Origin of the sequence: Bacillus sp. PAMC26543 (assembly GCF_014250375.1) — a bacterium.
GTDB classification, from domain to species: Bacteria; Bacillota; Bacilli; order Bacillales; family Bacillaceae; genus Bacillus; species Bacillus halotolerans.
The window spans coordinates 3,365,136-3,386,562 of sequence record NZ_CP060193.1; the positions used below are offsets into that span (position 1 = coordinate 3,365,136).

At 48.7% G+C, this 21,427-nt stretch carries 20 protein-coding genes; 3 read left to right on the forward strand and 17 right to left on the reverse strand.

Annotated features, from left to right (window positions below; translation table 11 throughout):
• Positions 1-75 precede the first annotated feature (75 nt).
• The 3 genes from H7F27_RS17005 to H7F27_RS17015 form a co-directional block, all read right to left on the reverse strand.
• Positions 76-720 carry a Bax inhibitor-1/YccA family protein gene (locus H7F27_RS17005; protein WP_185848191.1) on the reverse strand — a complete coding sequence of 215 codons (645 nt, stop codon included), beginning with the start codon at positions 718-720 and terminating at the stop codon, positions 76-78.
• 115 nt (positions 721-835) lie between these two features.
• Entirely contained in the window at positions 836-1,003 is a 168-nt protein-coding gene (locus tag H7F27_RS17010) for a YezD family protein (RefSeq protein WP_024120518.1), read from the reverse strand.
• Between the two features lie 155 nt (positions 1,004-1,158).
• Complete coding sequence (locus tag H7F27_RS17015) at positions 1,159-2,028, reverse strand: STAS domain-containing protein (protein WP_024120517.1); 870 nt, start codon at positions 2,026-2,028, stop codon at positions 1,159-1,161.
• A gap of 197 nt (positions 2,029-2,225) precedes the next feature.
• Here H7F27_RS17015 and H7F27_RS17020 point away from each other — a divergent pair, with 197 nt between their 5' ends.
• The 3 genes from H7F27_RS17020 (at position 2,226) to hmoA (ending at position 3,571) form a co-directional block, all read left to right on the forward strand.
• On the forward strand, positions 2,226-2,687 hold the full coding sequence (locus H7F27_RS17020; RefSeq protein ID WP_185848192.1) for a hypothetical protein: 462 nt from the start codon (positions 2,226-2,228) through the stop codon (positions 2,685-2,687).
• 95 nt (positions 2,688-2,782) lie between these two features.
• The gene (locus H7F27_RS17025; RefSeq protein ID WP_024120515.1) at positions 2,783-3,145 is read left to right on the forward strand and encodes a VOC family protein; all 363 of its coding nucleotides are present in this window, start codon (positions 2,783-2,785) and stop codon (positions 3,143-3,145) included.
• Positions 3,146-3,247: 102 nt separating this feature from the next.
• Positions 3,248-3,571: a heme-degrading oxygenase HmoA gene (gene hmoA, locus H7F27_RS17030; RefSeq protein ID WP_024120514.1), complete on the forward strand. Its 324-nt coding sequence runs from the start codon at positions 3,248-3,250 to the stop codon at positions 3,569-3,571.
• Positions 3,572-3,608: 37 nt separating this feature from the next.
• On the opposite strand, the gene H7F27_RS17035 is transcribed toward hmoA, so the two are convergent.
• The 14 genes from H7F27_RS17035 to H7F27_RS17100 form a co-directional block, all read right to left on the reverse strand.
• Complete coding sequence (locus H7F27_RS17035; RefSeq protein ID WP_185848193.1) at positions 3,609-4,304, reverse strand: DUF421 domain-containing protein; 696 nt, start codon at positions 4,302-4,304, stop codon at positions 3,609-3,611.
• Positions 4,305-4,379: 75 nt separating this feature from the next.
• Positions 4,380-5,723 (reverse strand): alpha-galacturonidase LplD, encoded by a 1,344-nt coding sequence (lplD, locus tag H7F27_RS17040; RefSeq protein ID WP_185848194.1) that lies wholly within the window; start codon positions 5,721-5,723, stop codon positions 4,380-4,382.
• A gap of 8 nt (positions 5,724-5,731) precedes the next feature.
• Positions 5,732-6,619 (reverse strand): carbohydrate ABC transporter permease, encoded by an 888-nt coding sequence (locus H7F27_RS17045; protein WP_185848195.1) that lies wholly within the window; start codon positions 6,617-6,619, stop codon positions 5,732-5,734.
• Positions 6,620-6,632: 13 nt separating this feature from the next.
• Complete coding sequence (locus tag H7F27_RS17050; RefSeq protein WP_024120510.1) at positions 6,633-7,589, reverse strand: ABC transporter permease; 957 nt, start codon at positions 7,587-7,589, stop codon at positions 6,633-6,635.
• A gap of 52 nt (positions 7,590-7,641) precedes the next feature.
• Complete coding sequence (locus tag H7F27_RS17055; RefSeq protein WP_101860624.1) at positions 7,642-9,150, reverse strand: extracellular solute-binding protein; 1,509 nt, start codon at positions 9,148-9,150, stop codon at positions 7,642-7,644.
• 122 nt (positions 9,151-9,272) lie between these two features.
• Positions 9,273-11,846 carry an exo-rhamnogalacturonan lyase family protein gene (locus H7F27_RS17060; RefSeq protein WP_185848196.1) on the reverse strand — a complete coding sequence of 858 codons (2,574 nt, stop codon included), beginning with the start codon at positions 11,844-11,846 and terminating at the stop codon, positions 9,273-9,275.
• Positions 11,847-11,890: 44 nt separating this feature from the next.
• Positions 11,891-13,885 carry a beta-galactosidase gene (locus tag H7F27_RS17065; RefSeq protein WP_185848197.1) on the reverse strand — a complete coding sequence of 665 codons (1,995 nt, stop codon included), beginning with the start codon at positions 13,883-13,885 and terminating at the stop codon, positions 11,891-11,893.
• A 5-nt stretch (positions 13,886-13,890) separates the two neighbouring features.
• A complete protein-coding gene (locus tag H7F27_RS17070; RefSeq protein ID WP_024120506.1) occupies positions 13,891-14,544 on the reverse strand; it encodes a rhamnogalacturonan acetylesterase in 654 nt (217 codons plus the stop codon).
• Positions 14,545-14,547: 3 nt separating this feature from the next.
• Positions 14,548-15,558, reverse strand: a complete 1,011-nt coding sequence (gene mgrA, locus H7F27_RS17075) for an L-glyceraldehyde 3-phosphate reductase (RefSeq protein ID WP_024120505.1) — start codon at positions 15,556-15,558, stop codon at positions 14,548-14,550.
• Positions 15,559-15,567: 9 nt separating this feature from the next.
• Complete coding sequence (locus H7F27_RS17080; protein WP_049809907.1) at positions 15,568-17,406, reverse strand: rhamnogalacturonan lyase; 1,839 nt, start codon at positions 17,404-17,406, stop codon at positions 15,568-15,570.
• 49 nt (positions 17,407-17,455) lie between these two features.
• Entirely contained in the window at positions 17,456-19,318 is a 1,863-nt protein-coding gene (locus H7F27_RS17085) for a rhamnogalacturonan lyase (RefSeq protein WP_101860608.1), read from the reverse strand.
• Positions 19,319-19,439: 121 nt separating this feature from the next.
• Positions 19,440-20,069 carry a YesL family protein gene (locus tag H7F27_RS17090; RefSeq protein WP_101860609.1) on the reverse strand — a complete coding sequence of 210 codons (630 nt, stop codon included), beginning with the start codon at positions 20,067-20,069 and terminating at the stop codon, positions 19,440-19,442.
• The gene (locus H7F27_RS17095; RefSeq protein WP_024120502.1) at positions 20,066-20,728 is read right to left on the reverse strand and encodes a YesU family protein; all 663 of its coding nucleotides are present in this window, start codon (positions 20,726-20,728) and stop codon (positions 20,066-20,068) included. The genes H7F27_RS17090 and H7F27_RS17095 overlap by 4 nt, the downstream gene beginning before the upstream one ends.
• The gene (locus H7F27_RS17100) at positions 20,721-21,419 is read right to left on the reverse strand and encodes a rhamnogalacturonan acetylesterase (RefSeq protein ID WP_101860610.1); all 699 of its coding nucleotides are present in this window, start codon (positions 21,417-21,419) and stop codon (positions 20,721-20,723) included. Before H7F27_RS17100 ends, H7F27_RS17095 begins: the two co-directional genes overlap by 8 nt.
• Positions 21,420-21,427 lie beyond the last annotated feature (8 nt).

Consider the following 21,427-nt stretch of genomic DNA (forward strand, 5'->3'; position numbering starts at 1 on the left):
TTTGTCAATCCACTGTACATAAAAAAACGCCAACCGTTACAAAAAGCGCCTATCTCAATGACAGGCGCTTTCTGATTAATCATCACTGCTTAAAATGCCAAAGAAGCGAAGCAGGTTGATGAACACGTTGATAAAGTCAAGGTACAGCGATAATGCCATAACCGGAATTAAGTCCTCCGTAATATCGCGGTGTTTGATTTGGTTCAAATCATACAAGATGTAAAGGGAAAAGACGATGGTTCCAATAACGGAATACGCCATCATCGCCGCGGAATTCAGCGGGCTGAAGATGCTGAAAATGCCAACCGCAATTAGTGCGATGAGCGCTACGAGCAGAAACGACGACAGGAACGATAAATCCTTCTTCATTTTTGCGCCGATTGTACCGAGCACAGCAAAAATTAAAAATGTAGATCCGAACGCTTCAAGTACCACATAGGCGCCGGCTATTGAAGCGTAGTGGCTGACAATCGGAAATAGGGTAATGCCGGAAACGAAGGCGAATGTATAAACAAACGCATACCCGACCGCTTTTCTTCTGCGCATCCAGAAGGCCAGAATAATCATCCCCACTTCAAGAATGGAAAGCGGCAGCATCAAAGCGACAGGAACAAATTGGCCGATATAAAGGCCGACAGTCGCGATCAGCAGTGTAAAGATAAACACTGTCAAAATGCGCTGCATGATCGAATGCTTACTCTCATGAACTGTAGCTTGCATGTCAAAAATCCTCCTAAGAAATGATCTTAAAGGTCTATTATATAAAAAATGGATGAAATATGTATATGTTTTAAGGAGAATTTAATGTCGAACAAAAACCTTTTAAACACCTCTTTTACTTCGATTCTTTGCTTTTCAGTGAGAAACGGTGCTTTTCGACCTTCTCAATCTGTGTGACCTGGGAATCGTGTACGGTGATTTGAACGGTGCCGAAATCCAGTGTTTCCAATGAGCTGATAATTTTTTCAATCACTTTCGGATCAACGGTTGTTTTTGAAACCAATGACCTTCCCCCCTGTTCGGTTTTAATTCATAGTATTCTTATAAGAATTATAATATTATGTTTTTTCCAATAAATCAATGGTGATTTCTATTCACATCAAAAAGGCATATGATCACCTCATCAAGGGGCGGTCATATGCCTAATCAGATTTCATCTTAGTTTTGTTCCAATTCCTCAACAATACAGCGGACGCCCATGTTTTCAAGCGCCTGCTTCAGCGTGCCGTATGTTTCATATTCACTGAAATCAAGCCCTAATTGAATGGATGTTTGGGCGACATCCGGCCGAATGCCTGAAAATACGGCTTTGACGCCAAGTAAGAAAAGTGTTTTTGACAGGTTGTACAATTGCTGCGCAACCATTGTATCCACAATCGGGACGCCGGAAAGATCGACAACAAGACTTGTGATTTTTCTCTCAATGCATCGGACCGGCACTGTCTCTAAAATCACCTGCGCACGTTTTGTGTCTACAGAGCCAATCAGCGGCAATATGCCGATTCCATCCGCAATGGAAATCACCGGACAGCCTAATTCACTGATCAATTCCTGCTGAGAAGTGAGCCTCATCAGCATAAATTTTTGATACTGCTCGGAAAACTCAATAATCAGCTTATCGAAAGACTGATTCACAATACGGTTCCAGCGGTCAGCATCCTCATTTGTGACGATATCCCGATGCTCTTTTATAAACGTAACGACAGCATCCCAGAATGCGATTCTTGAATTTGATATGGCTTCGACGACCTCATGCACCGGAACATCTTGCTCTACTCTTTTTTTCGCAACATTCAGCGCCCATTTTGCCATATTGTCTTGAAATTCGGTTTGTTCCTCCAGGAATGCACTTGCGATTGTTATATTCGTAAACGTATGCTGCTCTGTCAAAAGCTTTTTGGTTTCTTCACTTAAATGCTCGGCGGAATATAATTCGCCTTGCAGCTGACTTCGTAAACTGAACCATTTCTCAGTAATGTCAGCCGTATGGTCTATGATATATTGATATAGTTTTTGATCGATATTCACGGTCTGTCTCCTTTTTCATAATAGAAGCTCTTATATTATAAAATTATAAATCGGAATTGTGAATGGGACTAGGGAAAAATGGATTGATTCTGCACAATGAGCGCATGCCAATTCTATCCATAGGCAGATTCACTAATATAAGCCCACTCTCATATCCTGTCAAATGTACAGTTTACTATGAGAAAGGACGTTATGATATGTATTATGATCCATATATGTATGATGGGCCGATCTATGATCCATGGACTCCAGTAGAATATGATTACCGCTACCCAGTTGGATATCCAGGGCCTGGTATTGGCGGGGGGGCCGTGCCCAGTATTGGCGGGGGGGCCGTGCCTGGTTTCGGCGGAGGCGCTGGGCCTGGTATTGGCGGAGGCGGGGCGCCGCAAGGTCCTCCCCCGCATAAAAAGCCGGCAAAACCGACAAAGCCTCAGGGCTTGCATGGGGCAGCTTATTTAGTTGAACCCGTTCTCATTCAGCCTTGTCTCTTCCGTTTTACCTATGTTTGGTTAACCAACGGCAGCTCATTTTGGTTCTATCCAGTCATTCTTGGAAGAGAATCCGTCGGCGGCTTTTATTGGGATGCCTCACACCACCGCTGGTTTTATTACGCATTGGACACAAAACATATAGATGTCGTAAGCTGCTCATTTTAATGGTAAATCAGCCGGTTCTCCCGGCTGATTTTTCTGTGTTACTTCAGCTTTATAAAGGTTATGATATACATATCTATTGAATTGGAGGTTTCCCTATGATCAAACAAATCGGCACTGTGGCTGTATATGTTGAGGATCAGCAGAAAGCGAAGCAATTTTGGTCGGAGAAGGTGGGTTTTGACATTGTGGCGGACCATCCGATGGGGCCAAACGCAAGCTGGCTGGAGGTCGCGCCCACGGGGGCACAGACTCGTTTAGTCATTTATCCGAAAGCGATGATGAAAGGCGCCGAACACATGAAGGCTTCTATTGTCTTTGAGTGTGAAGACATCTTTGGTACATATGAAAGAATGAAGGCAAACGGCGTAGAATTTCTCAGTGAGCCGAACCAGATGGAGTGGGGCACCTTTGTTCAATTTCAGGACGAGGACGGCAATGAGTTTTTATTGAAAGCATAAGTGTGACGGCGGAGAAAATGCTCCGCCGTGCTCTTTTTTTTGACATTGAGAATGAATTTCATTTACAATAACGGATATATGAGCGTGATTGGAGAGAGATAAATGTTTGTTCAGTTAAGAAAAATGACGGTAAAAGAAGGCCATGCTGATAAAGTGATCGAACGTTTCAGCGCTGAAGGAATCATTGAAAAACAGGAAGGCTTAATTGATGTGACCGTGCTTGAGAAAAACGTCCGCCGCGGCGATGAGGAAGTCGTTGTCATGATCCGCTGGCAATCCGAGGATCACTGGAAACAGTGGGAAAAAAGCGATGCGCATATCGCCGGGCATAAGGCGAACAAAGGCAAGCCAAAGCCTGACTATATGATCAGCACTGAAGTGAGCATGTATCACGTGAGAGCTGTTAAACAAGGGACTCATCAATAACGAAATAGAGCTTGGGCTATGCCGCAAGCTCTTTTTTTCATGAGGATCTGCTTTCTTCAAATGTGATGGCGTACAGCGGTTTATTAGGATGCCATTCAGCAAATAATACATCCTCAGTCTTTTCAATTCCCTGCTTTTTCAGCGTTTGCTTCAGCCACTGTTCTTCTACCCCTGCTTCTCGCAGGTTGTCATACACAATCTCCCCATCAAGAATTAACGTGGTGGGCAAAGACACATTTTGCTGCGGAAGATTCATATCTTTTCTCGTCGGATTGCCAAAGTCGGATTTCTGAAGAACGCTGACCATCCCGTTTGTTTCTAATATGGCATATTCCACTTCCTGTATGGAAAAGCAGCCGGCCTGCCTTAAAAGGCTCTGCAGCTGATTAATGTCGAGCTTGTTTTTCTTCAGCATTTCATATTTGAGCTTTCCATTATGGATGACGATATTCGGTTCACCTTCCAGGAATTTTCTGGACCCTTTTACTTTTTGGGTAATGAATTCAATCATATAAATCAGCAGTCCCCACAGCAGCGAAGCGAAAATAATCTCTTTGATCTTAATTTCATGATCGTACACTGCATTTCCGACCAGTTCCCCTAAAATCAATGCAGAAATAAAGTCAAACGGCGTGATTTGAGAGAATTGGGTTTTTCCGAGAAACTTCAAAATGACAAATAAAATACCCAAACCGCAAACTAATTCTACCGCTACATTGAGATAATCTCCCATGTTGATAGCACCTACTTCTTAAGAGCTACTATCATTATGGTCAACTGCACGTTTTCTAAACGGTCACTGCTCCTATTATAATATCGGCTGGTGCTTTGAAAGCATGTCGTCAAAAAGCTGCTCCGCATCACGGCGGTCGAGCGTGACAAGCGGGTCATTGAGAAACGCTTGAAAAGCGAGGCCGCGGTCCTTTGTTAGCCCCGCTTCCGCCACTGCCTCCTGATTGGATACGTGTCGTGCCGCCAGCATTTCCACACCCTTCGGCAGCGCTCCGGAAACAATCGGCTGGACACGGTTGCGGGTAATGAATGCGTTTGTTTCCACGATCGCATCTAATGGGAGATGAGCGACCTGGCCTTGATTCGGCAGATTCACATTTGTTACAAGTTCGCCCAGTCCGAGGAGCGCCGCAATGATATTCACGCCCTCTTCTCCTGATGCTTTCCTCTCAACACCCTGTTTTTGCTGTGCCATGTGGTCCGTTTCTTTTTGTTTCCGGTCTCTGTCCTGTTTTCTGAAGGATATGGGTGTCAGGTGAAACTTCCATGTCTCAGGCTGTTTGAGATAACAACCGGGGAAAAACTCAGCCAGATGCCTGTCACCGGCAGCGGGGATGGCACCGTACGTTTCAAATAAATCGAATGCAATACGGTGAGCAGAGCGAAATACACTGTCCTTCCAGCTTTCCCCCTCCAGCTCATAGCCGGATTCGGCATAATGCGCACAGAAATCATGGAAAACTGGCAGCAGATCAATATGCCGGTAAGAAGCTGCTGTGACCCATGTAAAATGGTTAATGCCCAGCACATGAACATGGACGTCTTCACGCCGCTTTACCTCTAGTCCAAGCCTATCTGTAACCATCTCCGCCAGCAGTTTTTGCGTGCCGAATACTTCGTGGCAGCAGCCGAACGCTTTTATGCCCGGAAACACTTTATACAGCGTTCTCGTGCAAACAGACATTGGGTTTGTATAATTGATGACCCATGATTCGGGGGCGTAGTCTCTTATTGCCCGGGCAATTTCTGCAAACATCGGAACGGCCCGCAAACCTCTCATGATTCCCCCCGGTCCGACAGTATCACCAACTGATTGATAGATGCCGTATCGCTCAGGCAGATGAACGTCCGTTTCCATGTCATCCAGAGTGCCCGGCAAAATCGAAATAATCACGATATCCGCACCGGATAATACCTTTTTCAAAGTAGAAACCGCCTCGTACCGCCATCTGCCGTCTCCGCTGTTATTGCCGATGATTTCATTTTTCTGCGCCGCTTCAAAATTCAGATCATAGAGCGCCACCGTGCCTGACATTCGGTCATCAAGGGACAAATCGCTCATCAAGCTTCGGGCCCAGCCTTGGGAACCCCCGCCGATATAGGCGATTTTGATCTGATCTAACGTACTGATATGAAACACTCCCTTTCTCAGCCTTTCACAGAACCGATCAGCATTCCTTTGGCAAAATGTTTTTGTAAAAATGGATAAACCGCCAAAATCGGTATGGTCGCGATGACGATGACAGCAAGCTTAATCCCCTGCTCCGGCGGAATGGTATTTTGCATCGTATCGCCATTGGTCGCCGTTAAGTCCGATAAAATCGTGACCTGGCGGAGCACCATTTGCAGCGGCCATTTTGCACTGTCATTGATATATAAGAGAGCATGGAAGAAATCATTCCAAATTCCGACCGCATAAAACAGCGCAAAGGTGGCAATGACCGGCTTCGACAGCGGCAAAGCGATCCGCCAAAAAACACCGATTTCTGAACAGCCGTCAATTTTTGCTGATTCCTCAAGCTCCTGCGGCAGCTGCTGAAAGAAGTTTTTGATAATAATGAGGTTAAACGGATTGATCGCCATTGGCAGGATCAACGCCCAATAGGAATCCAGCAATCCAAGTGATTTGACAACAAGATACGTCGGAATCATCCCCCCGGAAAACAGCATCGAGAAAATCACAAGGTTTAAAAGCAGATTCCGTCCCTTCACATGCCGCTTCGCCAGCGGATACGCCATCGTAAAGGTGAAAAACAATTGCACGGCTGTCCCGACTACAGTGATGAAGATGGATACGCCCATACTTCTGATAAACGTCGGTGTCGAAAACACGTACCGATAAGCGTCAAGGGTAAAGGTTTTCGGGAAAATAAAGAAGCTGCGCTGAGCAAGCTCAGCTTCTGTCGCAAAGGAACCGGCGAGAATATACAAAAACGGCAAAATGGTAATCGCGCCGACGCCGCCAAGAAACAAAATGTTGCAGACGTCAAATACCCGTCCGGCTTTTGTGTTGTGCATCGTGTGAATGTCAGCCATACCTCTCCCTCCTTTAAAACAATCCTTCTTGATCGAACTTTTTCGCGATGTAATTAGCACCGAAAATTAAGACAATCCCGACAACCGATTTAAACAAACCGACAGCTGTGCTGTAGCTGTACGCGCCTTGGGTAATCCCCATCATGTAAACGTACGTGTCGAAGATGTCAGCCACGCTGCGGTTAAGCGAGTTTGTCATCAAATACACCTGTTCAAAACCGATATTTAAAAAGCTTCCGATCCTTAAAATCAAAAGAACAATGATGGTGCTTCTGATTGCCGGAAGCGTAATATGCCACATCCGCCTAAACCGGCCGGCCCCATCCATAATCGCCGCCTCATATTGCTCCTGATCCACCGTTGCCAAAGCGGCGAGAAATAAAATCGTTCCCCAGCCTGTCTCCTTCCAGATGCTTTGCATGACAATCATCGGTCGGAACCAGTCAGCGTCTGATAAGAAAGAAATCTGATTCCCTGTCAGGCTCATGACCATTTTGTTGATGACCCCTGTATCGACTGTAAAGAAAACAAAGGTGATGCTGACCACGATTGTCCATGAGACAAAATGGGGCACGTAAATAAGGGTCTGAATGCACCTTTTATACACAGCCTTCCTCAGCTCATTCAACAGCAAAGCCAAAATGAGCGGCGCGGGAAAGGCAAACAGCAGATCAAGGCTTGCCAGCATGAGCGTGTTGCGTAGCAACCGGAAAAAATCCGGATTCATAAAAAAATCTTTAAAATAATCAAGACCGACCCATTCGCTTTTCCAGAAGCCGAGATATGGCGAATAATCCTTAAACGCGATAAGCACGCCCCACATCGGCAGGTATTTGAAAATCAGAAAATAAAGCAGACCGGGAATAAGAAGAAGATAAAGCCATTTGTCTCTTTTGAGCGCAGCCATCCAGCTGATGCCTTTTCCAGCAGTGAGAACTGGTGCGTTTCCCTTCTTCGGCACCGTTTCCATATCTGTTCTCCTTTCGTGATACCGGTGCGCCCTGAACGGCAGGCGCATCGGTTTATTTTGACGATTGATACAATTTGTTTAAGTCCTTCATCAGTTCATTGCCGCCGCTGTTTTCCCAAAGCTTCACCGCATCCTTGAAGCCTTTTTCATCGATTTCTCCAATAATAAATTGCGTTCTCGCATCAAGAATGATGTTGTCAAGCTGGGCTCCTTTTTGGGTATATACATCGGATACAAGCGACTCAGCCGGGTTAAAGACGGCTATTTTTTCTCCTTCAGTGATGATGTCCTTGCGATGCTGGAAGAGCTTTGTTTTCTGATCTTCGATGTAGTACTCGCTTTTCGGGATGGACATGCTGAACTGAGCTAAGCCTTCATGCTCATACAGAAGGGATTTGTTGTTTTTTTCAAGAGAAGTGAATACGCCGTCCTTCAGCTCATAATTACGGCCCTCGACTCCGTTGTTGGTCAGAATCTGTGCTTCCTTATCGTTCAGCTTATCAAGGAAGGACAGCACCTCTTTCAGCTCTTTTTCCGTTTTCACACTTGATTTTGGTATCGCGATCATGCCTGAATATCCTGATGTCGGGAAAGTGCGCTTGCCTTTTGGTCCTTCTACTGTGCCGACGATATCAATGATATCCTTGTTCGACTCATCCGCTTCTTCCATGGCGCTTTGAATTTGCGACGCTCTGGAGCCTGTATCAACGATGACACCCGCTTTTCCTTTTACAACCGGGTCATTCCACTTCGCCGAATCCATAACAGCGAAATCCTTGTTGATCAAGCCTTCATCATACAGCTTCTTAAAGAAGGTGAGCGCCTCCATATATTCCTTCGTTGTAAAATCAGGCACCAGCTTCCCGTTTTCAACGCCGTAGCGATTCGGGGCGCCGAACCAGATTTGCAGAACATCCCACGGGCTTCCGTTGCCAAGCCCCATCCATTTCGGCACGACCATGCCGTACGTATCGTCCTTGCCGTTTCCGTCAGGATCTTTTTCCTTAAAGGCCTTCAGCACTTCATAAAAATCATCAAGCGTTTCCGGCATATCGAGCCCGACGTTTTTGAGCCAGTCGGTTCTGATGATCATACAGGCTCTGATCAAGTCTCTCGATCTGTAGACCCCATACACCTCGCCATTTACCGAGCTGTTCTTGAGTATCTTTTCATCAGCCTGGCTTACATTCTTGTAGTCTTTTAAATAAGGAGACAGCTCCCAAAAAGCACCCGCTTTGACAGACTTAATAAAGCCGGCTGACTTATCTTTAATCACAATCGCATGCGGCATCTCTCCAGAGGCCATGACGATGTTAAATTTATCGTTGTAGGAAGAATCAGGCACCCATGTGACCTTAATATCTTTGCCTGTGTATTTCTCTAACGCTTTTAATGACGGGCTTTTATCACTCGGGCTTTCCGGTGACAGCAGCGGCGCCATGATGTTGATCGTGTTTTTTGAATCGCTCGCTGAATTGGATGTTTCTGAATTGCTGCACCCGGCTATCATCATGGCAGCGAGCGGTAAAGCGAGCCATTTTTTTCGTATTCTTTTTTTCATGATGCGTAAGTCCCCCTTTTTCTCCTTTTTCATTTCTCCTTTGCCACCCCTAATATAAAGCGCTTACATAAATTCTTGCAATCTTCATTTTTTGCATCATTTCTCCTATGAATTGACGGCTGTTATCCTTTTTTGCCGGATGTATCTTTTTTTGCGGGGAGGTATTCACCAATTAATTCAAGTGCCGCAATGACATTTAAACACCATTGGGAGACAGTGTTTGTCGTTACCCACGGAAGCTCTTCAAGCTGAGTCCACGTCTCGATTTGCGCGGGGTTGATCGGAAGCGGCGTATGGCTCAGTTTATGGTCGAGCAAAAGATTCCACGCTTTTTCGGCGAGGTTATGGTCTTGTTTTTTTCTCGCAGCATAGGCTGTCATACCAGCCGCAAACATCGGCCAGTGAAAATGCCCGTCATGGAGCGCACCTCCGCTTTTTTTTCGTTTTTCTTCATCACTGAATGTGTAAAACTCGCCGAATTCACTCAGCATTTCCTCCCATTCACGGTCATCGAGAAGCTCTGCCAGCTCCATCCACACTTGCGGCGCGCCAAACGCAATGATCATATGATAGCCGCCCGCGATGCCGTCTCCCATGTGATGAAGCATAGATGTCGCCGGATCATATTCAAACGTCGGACCTGATAATAAGCGAAGGGGCAGGCGTTTCAGGCAGCTGATGCCAGTTTGGATTTTCCTGAGATATTCAGGATTCTCAGTCCGCTCCCATTCCGCCAGCCAGTTCGAGCAAAACGCCGCCCAATCCGGCCCCGTTCTGACGTGAGTCGGGCGCTCTCCTTTCTCGTAGAAAGCACGCATCGGATCGGTGTTCACTAGGGCGGCATCGGCGTCCTTCACTTCTGTCAAAAGATCTCCCGTGCGCTCATCGCCCGTCAGATAATAGTAGAATTTATAAAGACCGGCCATGCTGATTCTCGCTTCCTTGCAGCCGCATCCCCAGTGCACCACGTTATGCCGGGAGCCAAGCCCCGCATATTCTCCGAGATGAAAACAGTCGGTTTCACTTGTATGGCGGGTCATTGCTTCAGCCATTCGGAATAAGTCTTCTCTGCCGGAGCGGAAAAACGCCTGCCACAGCCACAAGGTCGGAACGAGCTCATTATTTTGCCACGCGTACCCGCCGAGATCATACCGCCACATATGCCGGACCGGGTCATACGTATGCATGACGTCCCCATAGTTCCAGAACCCGTACCATCTGCGCTGCTCCACTTCTTTTTGATAAAACAAGAAGGCGGCGTCCAGCTGTTCTTCCAGCTCTTTTTTGACCGGATCGGCCGTATCGATTACACTCCAAACGCCAAGCGCTTTTGACTCGTAATAAACGTCCGGCTCACAAATAAGCAATGGCGGCGCCTGCCATTTGTCCGCTAACGCATTCAGCACGTCATCAGACGGCATCTGAGAAAAGCATGACAGGCTGATGTCGTTTGTGTTGGCAATGCCTGTCGGATCAGAGCGCATCTCATCAAACCCTTCGTACGCGCTGACGACATGGGTGTTCCCTGTATAATGCCTGAAATCCATTGCTTCCGCGTCTGGCGGCCAGAGCCATACGGTCAAGTTCGGTTGATCACCGGCAAGACCTGTTATCTCAAGTGACGACGGATATTTTTCAAAAAAATACCGCAGACCGAGCGCTAAGCCTCCATTTTCGCCGCCCGCATAGCAAAGCCCTTTCGCCCGCGTACCATGCAGCATGTCAACCCACGAATATTCCTTGCCGGTCCGTTTTGCCAGTCGGTAATGATCGCTGGAGTCCTGAACGAGTTTCATATCATTCCAAACTGCGTTCTGTACGCCGTGTGCGAACCAATCCTTGTGCTCTTCACTTGGAGAAATCGGTTCCCCGTTGATGTGCCGCTGATAAAGAGGATGCCGTTCATTCCATTTGCGGGTGCCAAACAGCTGGGCGGGTTCTTTATAAACGCCTTTGTCCCCCGCAAAACGGAAATGGCGGTTGTACGGCTCTCCCTGTAAAGAGAGGTCAAACTGCATGCCAAGCCCTTTGATGAACTCTCGTTTGAAATTCCTGTCGATCAGCTGAGTGTGCATGATATTCATCTCTGAAAGCCCGGCATAAAATGTGAATCTGATGATAAAGGGCAGCCACTCTTCTTTTGTCTTTCGGAGTACATGAACCCCCTCCATCTTGATGACTGCTTTTACAGGACCTCTCTGTTCAATGACCGCACGTTTGATAAGACTGACCGATGTTTCATGAAAAAAAACCTTTTCTGCCGCCATCTCCTTTCTCGTTTCCTTTATTGCGGTCAGCCGTCCGCCTGCGGCGATCGGCTTTCCGTTCATCACCAGCGATTGAATGATGTCGGAGCCCGTTTTATTCACAGTGCAGACAAGCGCCCCGGTATCCACTTGGATTGCATCCTTGAACTCGTGGATCATGAGCTTTTTCGCTGGCAGCTGTTTTTCATCTTTTTGAAGGGTAAAGCTTGTATCGGTTTGTTCACTGAACACAGCCGCGTGCTTCGTCCATTTGATGCTCCCGTCCGGCCAATAGGCCGACGGATCGCTTTGCACATAGCGGCTTTCACCCTTTGCATTTACAAGCGCCAGACAGTCTCCCTTTTTCAATTCTCCTCTTTTCCAAGGCACACCCCACGTTACGCCGCTTGTCAGCTTAGGCTGTTCTGATAGCCATTTGATCTTTTTCATCGGTTCTCTCCTTCCATATAAAAAAGCTGATTCAATGCAAAGAATCAGCTGCGATTACCAAACTGAATCACACGGTATTCGTGTTGGCCGACTGACAGTCTCCCCGCTCCGACTGAACGGTTTGCCAAAAGATCGGTCCCCTCTTCCGGAAGCGTCACACTCCCGCCTTTTCCATTCATATTAACGATAACCCATACAAGGCCGTTTTCTCCTTTTCTCGGGGCAACAATCGTACCGGGGGTGACATCGGACCTGACAGAAACGGCTGCTTCCCCCGCATAGTGCCTGACGAGTGCTTCCAGCATTGCATCCCCTTTTTCGCCTGATGGAAGCGTGCCGAGCATGACCATTTTCCCTTCGCCGTGCTCTCGTTCTGACAGAAATGCATGGCCGGCACCTGGCCCGGATTCAACTGTGCCGAGAGTGTTTCCGCTCTCTATATCAAATACCGCGCTCCACAGCCCGAGCGGCGCCGTCATGCCAAACGCTTTTCCTGTATTGGCATCCTCGTTCATCGGGAACGTGAACAGTGTTTTGATTCCGGCTGTTTTCTCCAGTTCTCCAAGGCCATAATCGGTATGAACCGTATGCTCGCCCGTACGCCCTCCCGTCAGCGGCCCGGCAATCCATATGCCGCCCGCTTCAGCAAATGCGGAAGCTTTTTTGATAAAAGCAGAAGACAGATAAGGCACAAATGGCGTAAACAGCACACGATAGCCCTCCAGCGGAAAGCCTTCTGGAACGAGATCACGATGAATACCCGTGTTGAGGATGCGCTCGTAAAAGTGTGTGATAAGCGTTCGGTGTTGGAGCCCCCGGTGAGGCTCTGTTTTCAGAAACGCTTTCGCCCTGTCGGAATAGGTCATTGCAACCTCAGCCTGAACGGGCACAGTAGAAAGAATGATCGGTTCGATTTCCTTTCTTGCCCGCTCAACCGCCAAAACGTTTTGATAACCAATCGCCGGCTCTCCCCAGGCACTAAGGACGGAACCGTGTGAAATCTCGCTGCCTGAACGCTGCTGGCGCCACAGCCAGTAGCAAAATCCCTCGCTCCCCAAGGCGTAAGAAGACACGGCTTCAGCTTGTAAATACCCATCGGCGTGCGGCATGGCACAGCTTTCGAGCGAGGCTGCATATGACGGACTTGTTTCCAGAATCCAGAACGGGCGGTCTTTTTTGAAATGCCTCCAAATATCACAATTTAATAAAAATGCAGATGCATTTTCTTGGGAAGCGTACGTATCATAGGAAGCAAAATCGAGATTCTGAAACATCCGTTCATTGTCTGTGCTGAACATGACCGAGCCGTTATGAGTGATTGGCGCATCTGAATAACAGCGGATGATTTTCGCTTGTTCATCCGCAAATTGAGCGATCATCTCCATCGAAAACAGCTGATACATCGTGCGCAATGAAGCGTGATGCAAAAACGGGGCCGGACCCGGCTGCGGCACCTGCTCAAAGGTTTGATAGGTTTCACTCCACACATCGGTTCCCCACGCTTCATTTAACCGTTCAATCACACCGTAACGGTTTCTAAGCCAGTCATGCCATAAGCTTAAGCACGTCTCACACATGCATTCAGCCACATGGCATTTAAATTCATTATCGAGCTGCCAGCCGATCAGCCCCGGCAAGTGTCCCAGCTCTTTGGCGATGCTTGTGGTGATGGTGGCGGCTCTTTTTCGGAAATACGGGTTATTTGTACAAGCATGCTGACGGGAGCCATGTCCCATCACCTCTCTTTTTTCGTTGGTGTGCATTCGCTCAGGCCGGCCGTGCGACAGCCAAATAGGCGGTGTCGGTGTCGGTGTGCACATGATTGTTTCGATGCCGTTTTCATACATCCGGCTGATCATTTCCTTAAAAAAGCTCACGTCAATTTTTCCTTCTTCCGGCTCGATCACAGACCAGGCGAACTCACCAATTCGCACGACATTGATGCCGACCTCCCGCATCCTGTCAATGTCCTGCTGAATCGTCTTTTCATCCCATAGTTCCGGATAATAGCAAGCGCCGTGATATAATTTTCTCCCCAAGTCCTTCACCCTTCTTTGACGATAGATTCTGTTAGTGGCAGGCCCAGCTCTTTCATGCCTTTCGCTACGAGTTTTGCCATTTCATTTGCGCCTTTTTTTGTAAAGTGCGTGTAATCGTCAATCCCTTCTGAAACCATAAAATAGGTGTATACTTTTTCTTCGCCCTTCTCAGTAAAGAAAGCGAGGCTTTTTTCCATTAGATCAATGAGCTGGACATTCTCCTCAGCGGCTGTCTGCTTCATGGCAATGCAATAATCAGGAAAGTCGTTCAAAAACACGCCGTTTTCATAATGAAAGCGGGCTACTGGGGTAATGAGAAGCGGATGCGCGCCTTTTTCTCTAGCGCCTGCGATATACTGCTTTAAATATTGTTTATAGGTGGTATAGGGCTCGGTGTAGCGCTCCGGCTTATTTTTTGACGCGTCATTATGGCCCATCTGCACAAACAGCCAATCATCCGGCTCAATCACATCAAGGATCGCCTGAAGCCTGCCTTCCTCCACAAAGGTTTTTGAGCTTCTGCCGCCGATCGCTTTATTGATCACCTGAATATGCTCCGGCAGATGCGAACCGAGAAACTGCCCCCAGCCCCCTTGATTTGTACTTTCTCCATACGTTTGGACAGTCGAATCACCAGCAAGATAAATATGATGTGCCATGTCTCATTCCCCCTCGTTTTTTTCACTTAATATAAACTCAATGGCAGAAAGCTCCTCGTTTGAAAAGTCCGCTGATTGCAAGGCTTGAACGTTTTCCTCTATTTGTTGCGCCCGGCTTGCTCCAATTAAAACGGAGGTCATCCGGGCATCCTTCAAAAGCCATGAGAGCGCCATTTGCGGGAGCGATTGTCCCCGTTCTTTCGCAATATTATTCAGCCTTTGCGCCTTACTGACCGCCCTTTCGGTTATGTGCTCCGTCTGCAGGAATGGACTGTTCGCATCCTTTGCTCTTGAGGTTTCCGGGATGCCTGAAACGTACTTTGTCGTGAGAAGCCCTTGAGCGAGCGGCGCAAACGCGATGCAGCCGGCTCCCTTTTTGTCCAGCACATCAAGCAGCCCTTTTTCCGGATCTCGGTGAAACATCGAATATCGCGTCTGATGGATGGCGAGCCGGACTCCGAGCTGTTGTAAAAGATCGGCGGCGCGCTCTGTCTCTTCAGGGCTGTAGTTTGACAGTCCGACATACAAAGCTTTTCCTTGACGCACAAAGCCCGCCAGCGTCTCCATCGTTTCCTCAAGCGGCGTTTCAGGATCAGGACGGTGCGAATAGAAGAGATCCACATAATCAAGCCCCAGCCGCTTTAAACTTTGATTCAAGCTGGCAGTCAAATGTTTTTTCGAGCCGCCATTGCCATACGGCCCCTTCCACATGTCATAGCCGGCTTTAGTGCTGATGACGAGTTCATCACGGTAAGGCGCAAAATCCGTTTTCAGCATGCGCCCGAACATCTCCTCAGCGGAGCCGGGCGGCGGGCCGTAATTGTTGGCCAGATCAAAATGGACGATGCCTGCATCAAATGCGGCTCTCAGCATGGACCGCGCGTTCTCCGGAGAATAGGCAGCGCCGAACTGATGCCAGAGGCCGAGAGAAATAGCGGGAAGCCTTAATCCGGTTCGCCCGGCTTTGTGATAGGTCATTTTGTCATAGCGTTCAGTCTTTGCTTCGTATCCCATACATTCCTCCTAAAGCGGCGTCTCCGCTTTGTTTCCCGCTATGTACAGAGCGGGCTTCGGCGGTTTTTTCATTCCTGTTCCGAGATAAAAGCTTGTGTGCGGCGGCTGGTTGTACGCGGTGTTCTGCCAAGCGATTCCAAGCCTGTAAACCGGATCGTGCATCAGTGTGTAAAAACGATGGCGGGTAAGGTGTGTCGTTGTATAGATACGGAGCGCACTGCTGTCTTCGGTTCTCCAAATGACCTCTTCCCGCCAGTCTCCGAACAGGTTGGCCTGAAGAACCGGGTTTCCTTTTGTCCCGTTGTTGGACAGCACACCTTCCGGCTGAAAAATCGTATTTAAACAGCGGTTTTCAGCATCCCACTTTTCAATCTTTGGTTTGCCGATCGTTCCATTCCATTCATGATCCAACAGCTCCCTGACCAAGTCCCCGTCCCACCAAATGGAGAAATTGGCGGAAGCAGGCGCTTTGTCGCTGATTTTTTCTCCTTTGCTCGTATAGAGCCCATATGACATTCCTTCATTGCCCGGCGGATCGATTCCCCAAACGAGTGATCCCTTGTACCGAGGGTCAATGTGAGCCGCCATTCCTCTGCCGACATCTGTTCCGGCATGGACGCCCCATAACACCTCGCCTGTTCCGGCATCACGCAGCGACAACCCATACGGCTTGCTTGCGTCCTCATGAACCTGAAACACTTCAAGCCCTTTGCGTGACGGATCTAGATCGCCGACGTGCATGGCGTCTCCGTGTCCGAGTTCCGTCGTGTACAGACCGGTTCCGTCATGATCAACCGCCATGGCGCCGTAAATAATTTCATCCTTTCCATCTCCATCAACATCGGCAACGCTCAAGCTGTGGTTGCCCTGTCCCGCGTATGCTTCATGCCCCGGCTGATTGGAATCAAACGTCCAGCGTTTCTTCAGCCTGCCATTCCGGAAATCATAAGCGACGAGTACTGTTCTCGTATAATAGCCCCGTGCCATCACCAGGCTCGGCCGCTCTCCATCCAAATAAGCGATTCCGGCGAGAAAACGGTCCATGCGGTTTCCGTAGCCATCTCCCCAATCCTCCAGTTTTCCCCGAGGCGGTTCATAATCGACAGTCGTGAGCGCTTCACCGGTTTCCCCTTTAAACACTGTCAAATATTCCGGACCTGACAGAATACGGCCCTGCTCATTCCTGAAATCGGCATGCGCTTCACCGATGATGTTTCCTTTGCCGTCTATTGTGCCGTCGGCTGTTTTCATAGCGATTTCTGCTTTTCCGTCACCGTCTAAGTCATAGACCATAAACTGCGTGTAATGGGCGCCTGCTCTGATATTTCTGCCGAGGTTGATCCGCCACAGAAAAGTGCCATTCAGTTTATAGGCGTCAATGAGGACGTCTCCGGTATATCCGTCGTGGGCGTTATCTTTTGAGTTGGACGGGTCCCATTTCAGGATGATTTCATATTCTCCGTCCCCATCCACATCTCCGACGCTCGCATCATTGGCGCTGTAGGTATACGGTTTTCCGTCCGGCGTCACGCCGCCTTCGGGTTTGTTAAGCGGGAGCTCGAGAACGTTTTCCCGCCAAACGGGAGCTTCTTTCGAAAGCCTTTCTTCCCGGCCTTTATAGACAGCCGCCACTTGATAGAGAGAGTCCTCCGTTCCCTTTTCATCCAGAAAATTGGTGCTATCCGAAATCGGTTTGCCAGTGATCCGATCTCCGTTCCGATAAATGTGAAAAGTAACAGTCTCATGATCGGTTCCGAGAAAACGCCAGCTCACAAATACGCCTTGCTCCGTTTTGACCGCGATTAGGCCTCTGGTCAGGTATTCCATTTGCCTCTTTTTCGGTTTCATTTTAAATGGGAACGGGCCAAGCGTGCGGCCCGTTCCTTCCCCCCTTCTGTTAAGGCGTATACATATTCGGTTTAGACTGTGCCGCCATGCCGTCTCCTAAAAAGAAGCTTGTATGCGGCGGCTGGTTATACGCGACATTTTGCCAGGCAATGCCGAGCCGGTACACAGGATCATGCATCAGCGTATACAGCCTGTGCTCGGTCGGAATTGTGGTGGTGTAGATGCGGAGCGCACTGCTGTCCTCGGTTCTCCACACAGCTTCCTCCCGCCAGTCACCGAGCAGATCAGCCTGAAGAGCCGGTGTTGCTTTTGTAGAGTTATTGGAGGCAGCACCTGATGCAGTCAGCAGGTTTTTAGAAACGCCGTTTTGATAATCCCATTTATCGATCCTGTTGCTGTCCAGCTGTTCCCGCAGCAGGTCACCGTCCCACCAGATGCCGAAATTGGTTGACGATGGCACACTGCTGCCGATTTTGGCGCCTTTCGATGTGTAAAGGGAACCGTTCGCCCAAACCTCCTGTCCCGGATAGCGCGGATCAATATCAGCGGCCATGCCCCGGCCTACATCCTTGCCGGCGTGAACACCCCAAATGATTTTTCCTGTTGCGGCATCCCGGAAAGATAAGCCGTATTGCGCGTTTTTGTCCTCATGAACCTGAAATACTTCAAGCCCCGGACGGCTCGGATCAAGATCTCCGGCATGCAGCGCGTCTCCGTGGCCTAAGCCTGTCGAGTACATGCCTTTGCCGTCATGGTCAACAGCTATTGAGCCGAAGATGATTTCATCCTTACCGTCTCCGTCCACATCTGCAATGCTTAAGTTGTGATTGCCTTGTCCGGCGAAAGCTTGATTACCCGACTTAGAGGAATCCAGCGTCCAGAGCTTTGACAGTTTTCCGTCTCTGAAGTTATACGCAACAAGCATGGTTTTGGCGTAATAGCCTCTAGTCATAATCAGGCTCGGACGCTGTCCGTCGAGATACGCAATGCCCGCAAGAAAACGATCGACCCGGTTGCCGTAGCTGTCACCCCAATCTGATACATTGCCCCGTGCCGGTTCAAAGTTTGAAGTGACAAGCTCTTTTCCCGTTTCACCTTGAAAGACAGTCAGGTACTCAGGACCAGAAAGCACACGCCCCTGCTCATTTCTGTAATCGGCATTCGCATTTCCGATCACTTTTCCCTTGCCGTCTTTTGTTCCGTCAGCGGTCTTCATCGCCACTTCCGCTTTTCCGTCACCATCCAGGTCATACACCATAAACTGAGTGTAGTGTGCGCCCGCTCTGATGTTTTTGCCGAGACCAATTCGCCATAATCTTGTTCCGTCCAGCTTATACGCATCAATAAACACTTCACCCGTATAGCCGTCCTGTGAATTGTCCTTTGAATTGGACGGATCCCATTTGAGGATCAGCTCATACTGCCCATCGCCATCCACATCGCCCGTACTGGCATCATTGGCACTGTAGGTATAGGCTTCGCCCTTTGGTGTCGTGCCGCCAGCCGGTTTATCAAGCGGAACGGAATGATACGGCTGTGCCCATACAGAGGCTTTTTCAGAAGCGGCCTGCTCGGTTCCGTTTACAACAGCCCGAATGGAATACGATGAGCCCGCTGTTCCGTTTTTATCGATATAATTCGTGGATTTGACAGGCGAAGCATTCAGCTTTTGTCCGTCTCTGTACACATTAAACGTCACAGGTGCGTTTTCTGTCCCAAGAAACCGCCAGCTGACAAAAATGCCGCCATCCGTTTTGACTGCCACAAGGCCCCGGTTCAGCGCTTCCATCTGCCGCGCCGCTCCTTCTGCTTTGACAGGAAACACAGAAGCCCCCAGCATCAACAACACCAACAATGTGAGAGTGGTATACATGCTTTTTCTTCGTCTAATCATCAGACAGCTCCTTATCATTGATCTGTAAGCGCTTACTTAAATTGGATTTTATGCGCTTAAGAAGCTGTCTTCAATGTCACTTTTTTGCATAAACGTTTTTGGTTGGCTGCACTTTTTTGCCGGTTTGTCATTTTTTTGTTTACCCGGCCTGATGACGGTGCTGGGCCTCTGTTTTTTGAAACCCTCTGTAAGCAAAAAACATCGACACGAGCCCAAATAAACTTGGGCCGTAAAATGGGATCAGACCCGGAAGCGTATATAGCAAGTAAAGCACAAATCCGCAGCCGATCAGCATGCAGCCGGTGGTCAGCGGCCGCATGGCGCCAAACAGCAGCGCTTGCGGAATATATTGGCGAAGCGGAAGCTCGTAATGCACATAAAGAGGAAACACATACATGAGCGCGACGGTATACAAAAGCCCCGCCAAGAGGGTGCAGCTCGTCACGGTAAAGGACAGCCAATCCGCACTTGCCGAAAAATAATAATAATTAGCCGACAAAATAAGCAAAAGGGCAAAAAACGCAAGTCCAATCGCATTGACCTTCAGAAACTCTTTTTTGTAGGTATCCAGAAATAACGCAAATACCGGGACATCTTTTTGCCCCATCAGCCATTTACGTATGACGGCACACATTGCGGCTGTGCTCGGCGCCCATCCGAAAAGAACGCCGCCCAAAAGTGTAAACAACAGCCACAGCCCGTTCAGCCACGCGATTTTCACAACCGCTTCACAGCCTGCATAAAGCGCATCCGTCACAGTCGTCTTCATCTTCTCACCGCTTGGTGCACAGACAAATCACGATAAGCGGCTTTCATCGGCGCCATTTGCCTCAGCCCGATTTTCCCTTTTGTTAACACAGGTCCGAATGTGCTTCCGTCATCCTGCCACTCCAGAATGGGCAGATCATTGATCGAAAAATGCACATACCCTTTATCCTTAATAAGCTTCATATGATACGGGGAATCAGCGTCGTCCGGAGAAGGCAGCGGATCAGCTCCCATTGCAGCGAGGTGGAAACCGCGGCTTTTTCTTACATTGCAGGTGCGGAACGCTCTTTCCTCCGGGTATTTTCTGCGGAAATACGACAGATGGAGCGCATTGATGTCTCCGGAATGGTATTCGGGGTACTTTCCTGTTCTTTTCTTGAGTCGCGGGTCAAATAAGTCCTCGCCTCCGATGCCGGCAGCTGCGAAAAACAGCATACACAGCCCCGGCTGTTCAATCGGGTAAAAATCCCACTTCACAATGATGCCGTCGGGGAATGTTTCCGGGCACCAATAAACAAAGTGCGCTTCGTCCTGTACATGTGACAGGTGCATACGGTGATCTTCGAATGAAACTTGCCCGCCTCCCTCCATCCGCCAGTCCTTCACATCGCTTGCTGAACGGAGCGGATTGCGGTACAGGCATGCGCCTTCTTTATACATGTTCTTTCCCCTCCCGGCTCACGAGATGGTCCTTCAGCGGAAAGCCGATTTCTTCGATGCCTTCAGCAACGAGCTTCGCAACCTCCATGGCCCCTTCTTCTGAAAAATGCGTATTATCCTCAATGCCATCTGGATAATTCGGATGTTCATTCTGCTGAAGCCACACGAACAAACGCTTTGACTCCTCCGGTCCGTATGCTTCATAAAGCGCCTTCGTTTTCGTTAACAAATCAATGACCGGCACATCAAGCTCCTTCGCTAACGCTTTCATCGCATCCGGATACTCACCGAGCGTGTGCTCAATCCTTCCGTTTTCATCAAAGCGGCGGCGCTGCACCGATGTAACGAACACAGGCTGCGCCCCTTTTTCTCGTGCTGTTTCCGCAAACAAAGTGAGAAATTGCTGATACGTCGAGTACGGCTTCGTACCCCGCGGTTTCTGGTCATTGTGGCCGAATTGGATAAACAAATAATCGCCTTGTGATATACGCTCAGCAATCGCCTGAAGCCTTCCTTCCTCCACAAAAGAGTTGGTGCTCGCTCCCCCTTTGGCGTGATTGCGCACTTTCACCTGTTCAGTGAACAATTGACCGAAAACCTGCCCCCAGCCTGCCATCGGCGCTTCATGCGGCGGGCAGTCGCTTACGGTGGAATCCCCTGCTAAAAACACCTGAATCGGTTTTTCCATCACATGTCCTC

Coding starts and splice junctions, on each gene's coding strand:
- H7F27_RS17045 (WP_185848195.1), bottom strand. CDS start 6,619: ATGGCTGACATTCACACGATGCACAACACAAAAGCCGGACGGGTATTT.
- H7F27_RS17080 (WP_049809907.1), bottom strand. CDS start 17,406: ATGAAACCGAAAAAGAGGCAAATGGAATACCTGACCAGAGGCCTAATC.
- H7F27_RS17035 (WP_185848193.1), bottom strand. CDS start 4,304: ATGGGAGATTATCTCAATGTAGCGGTAGAATTAGTTTGCGGTTTGGGT.
- H7F27_RS17085 (WP_101860608.1), bottom strand. CDS start 19,318: ATGATAAGGAGCTGTCTGATGATTAGACGAAGAAAAAGCATGTATACC.
- H7F27_RS17050 (WP_024120510.1), bottom strand. CDS start 7,589: ATGGAAACGGTGCCGAAGAAGGGAAACGCACCAGTTCTCACTGCTGGA.
- H7F27_RS17095 (WP_024120502.1), bottom strand. CDS start 20,728: ATGTATAAAGAAGGCGCATGCCTGTACCGCAATCCGCTCCGTTCAGCA.
- mgrA (WP_024120505.1), bottom strand. CDS start 15,558: ATGGGATACGAAGCAAAGACTGAACGCTATGACAAAATGACCTATCAC.
- hmoA (WP_024120514.1), top strand. CDS start 3,248: ATGTTTGTTCAGTTAAGAAAAATGACGGTAAAAGAAGGCCATGCTGAT.
- H7F27_RS17025 (WP_024120515.1), top strand. CDS start 2,783: ATGATCAAACAAATCGGCACTGTGGCTGTATATGTTGAGGATCAGCAG.
- H7F27_RS17090 (WP_101860609.1), bottom strand. CDS start 20,069: ATGAAGACGACTGTGACGGATGCGCTTTATGCAGGCTGTGAAGCGGTT.
- H7F27_RS17005 (WP_185848191.1), bottom strand. CDS start 720: ATGCAAGCTACAGTTCATGAGAGTAAGCATTCGATCATGCAGCGCATT.
- H7F27_RS17055 (WP_101860624.1), bottom strand. CDS start 9,150: ATGAAAAAAAGAATACGAAAAAAATGGCTCGCTTTACCGCTCGCTGCC.
- H7F27_RS17070 (WP_024120506.1), bottom strand. CDS start 14,544: ATGGCACATCATATTTATCTTGCTGGTGATTCGACTGTCCAAACGTAT.
- H7F27_RS17020 (WP_185848192.1), top strand. CDS start 2,226: ATGTATTATGATCCATATATGTATGATGGGCCGATCTATGATCCATGG.
- H7F27_RS17060 (WP_185848196.1), bottom strand. CDS start 11,846: ATGAAAAAGATCAAATGGCTATCAGAACAGCCTAAGCTGACAAGCGGC.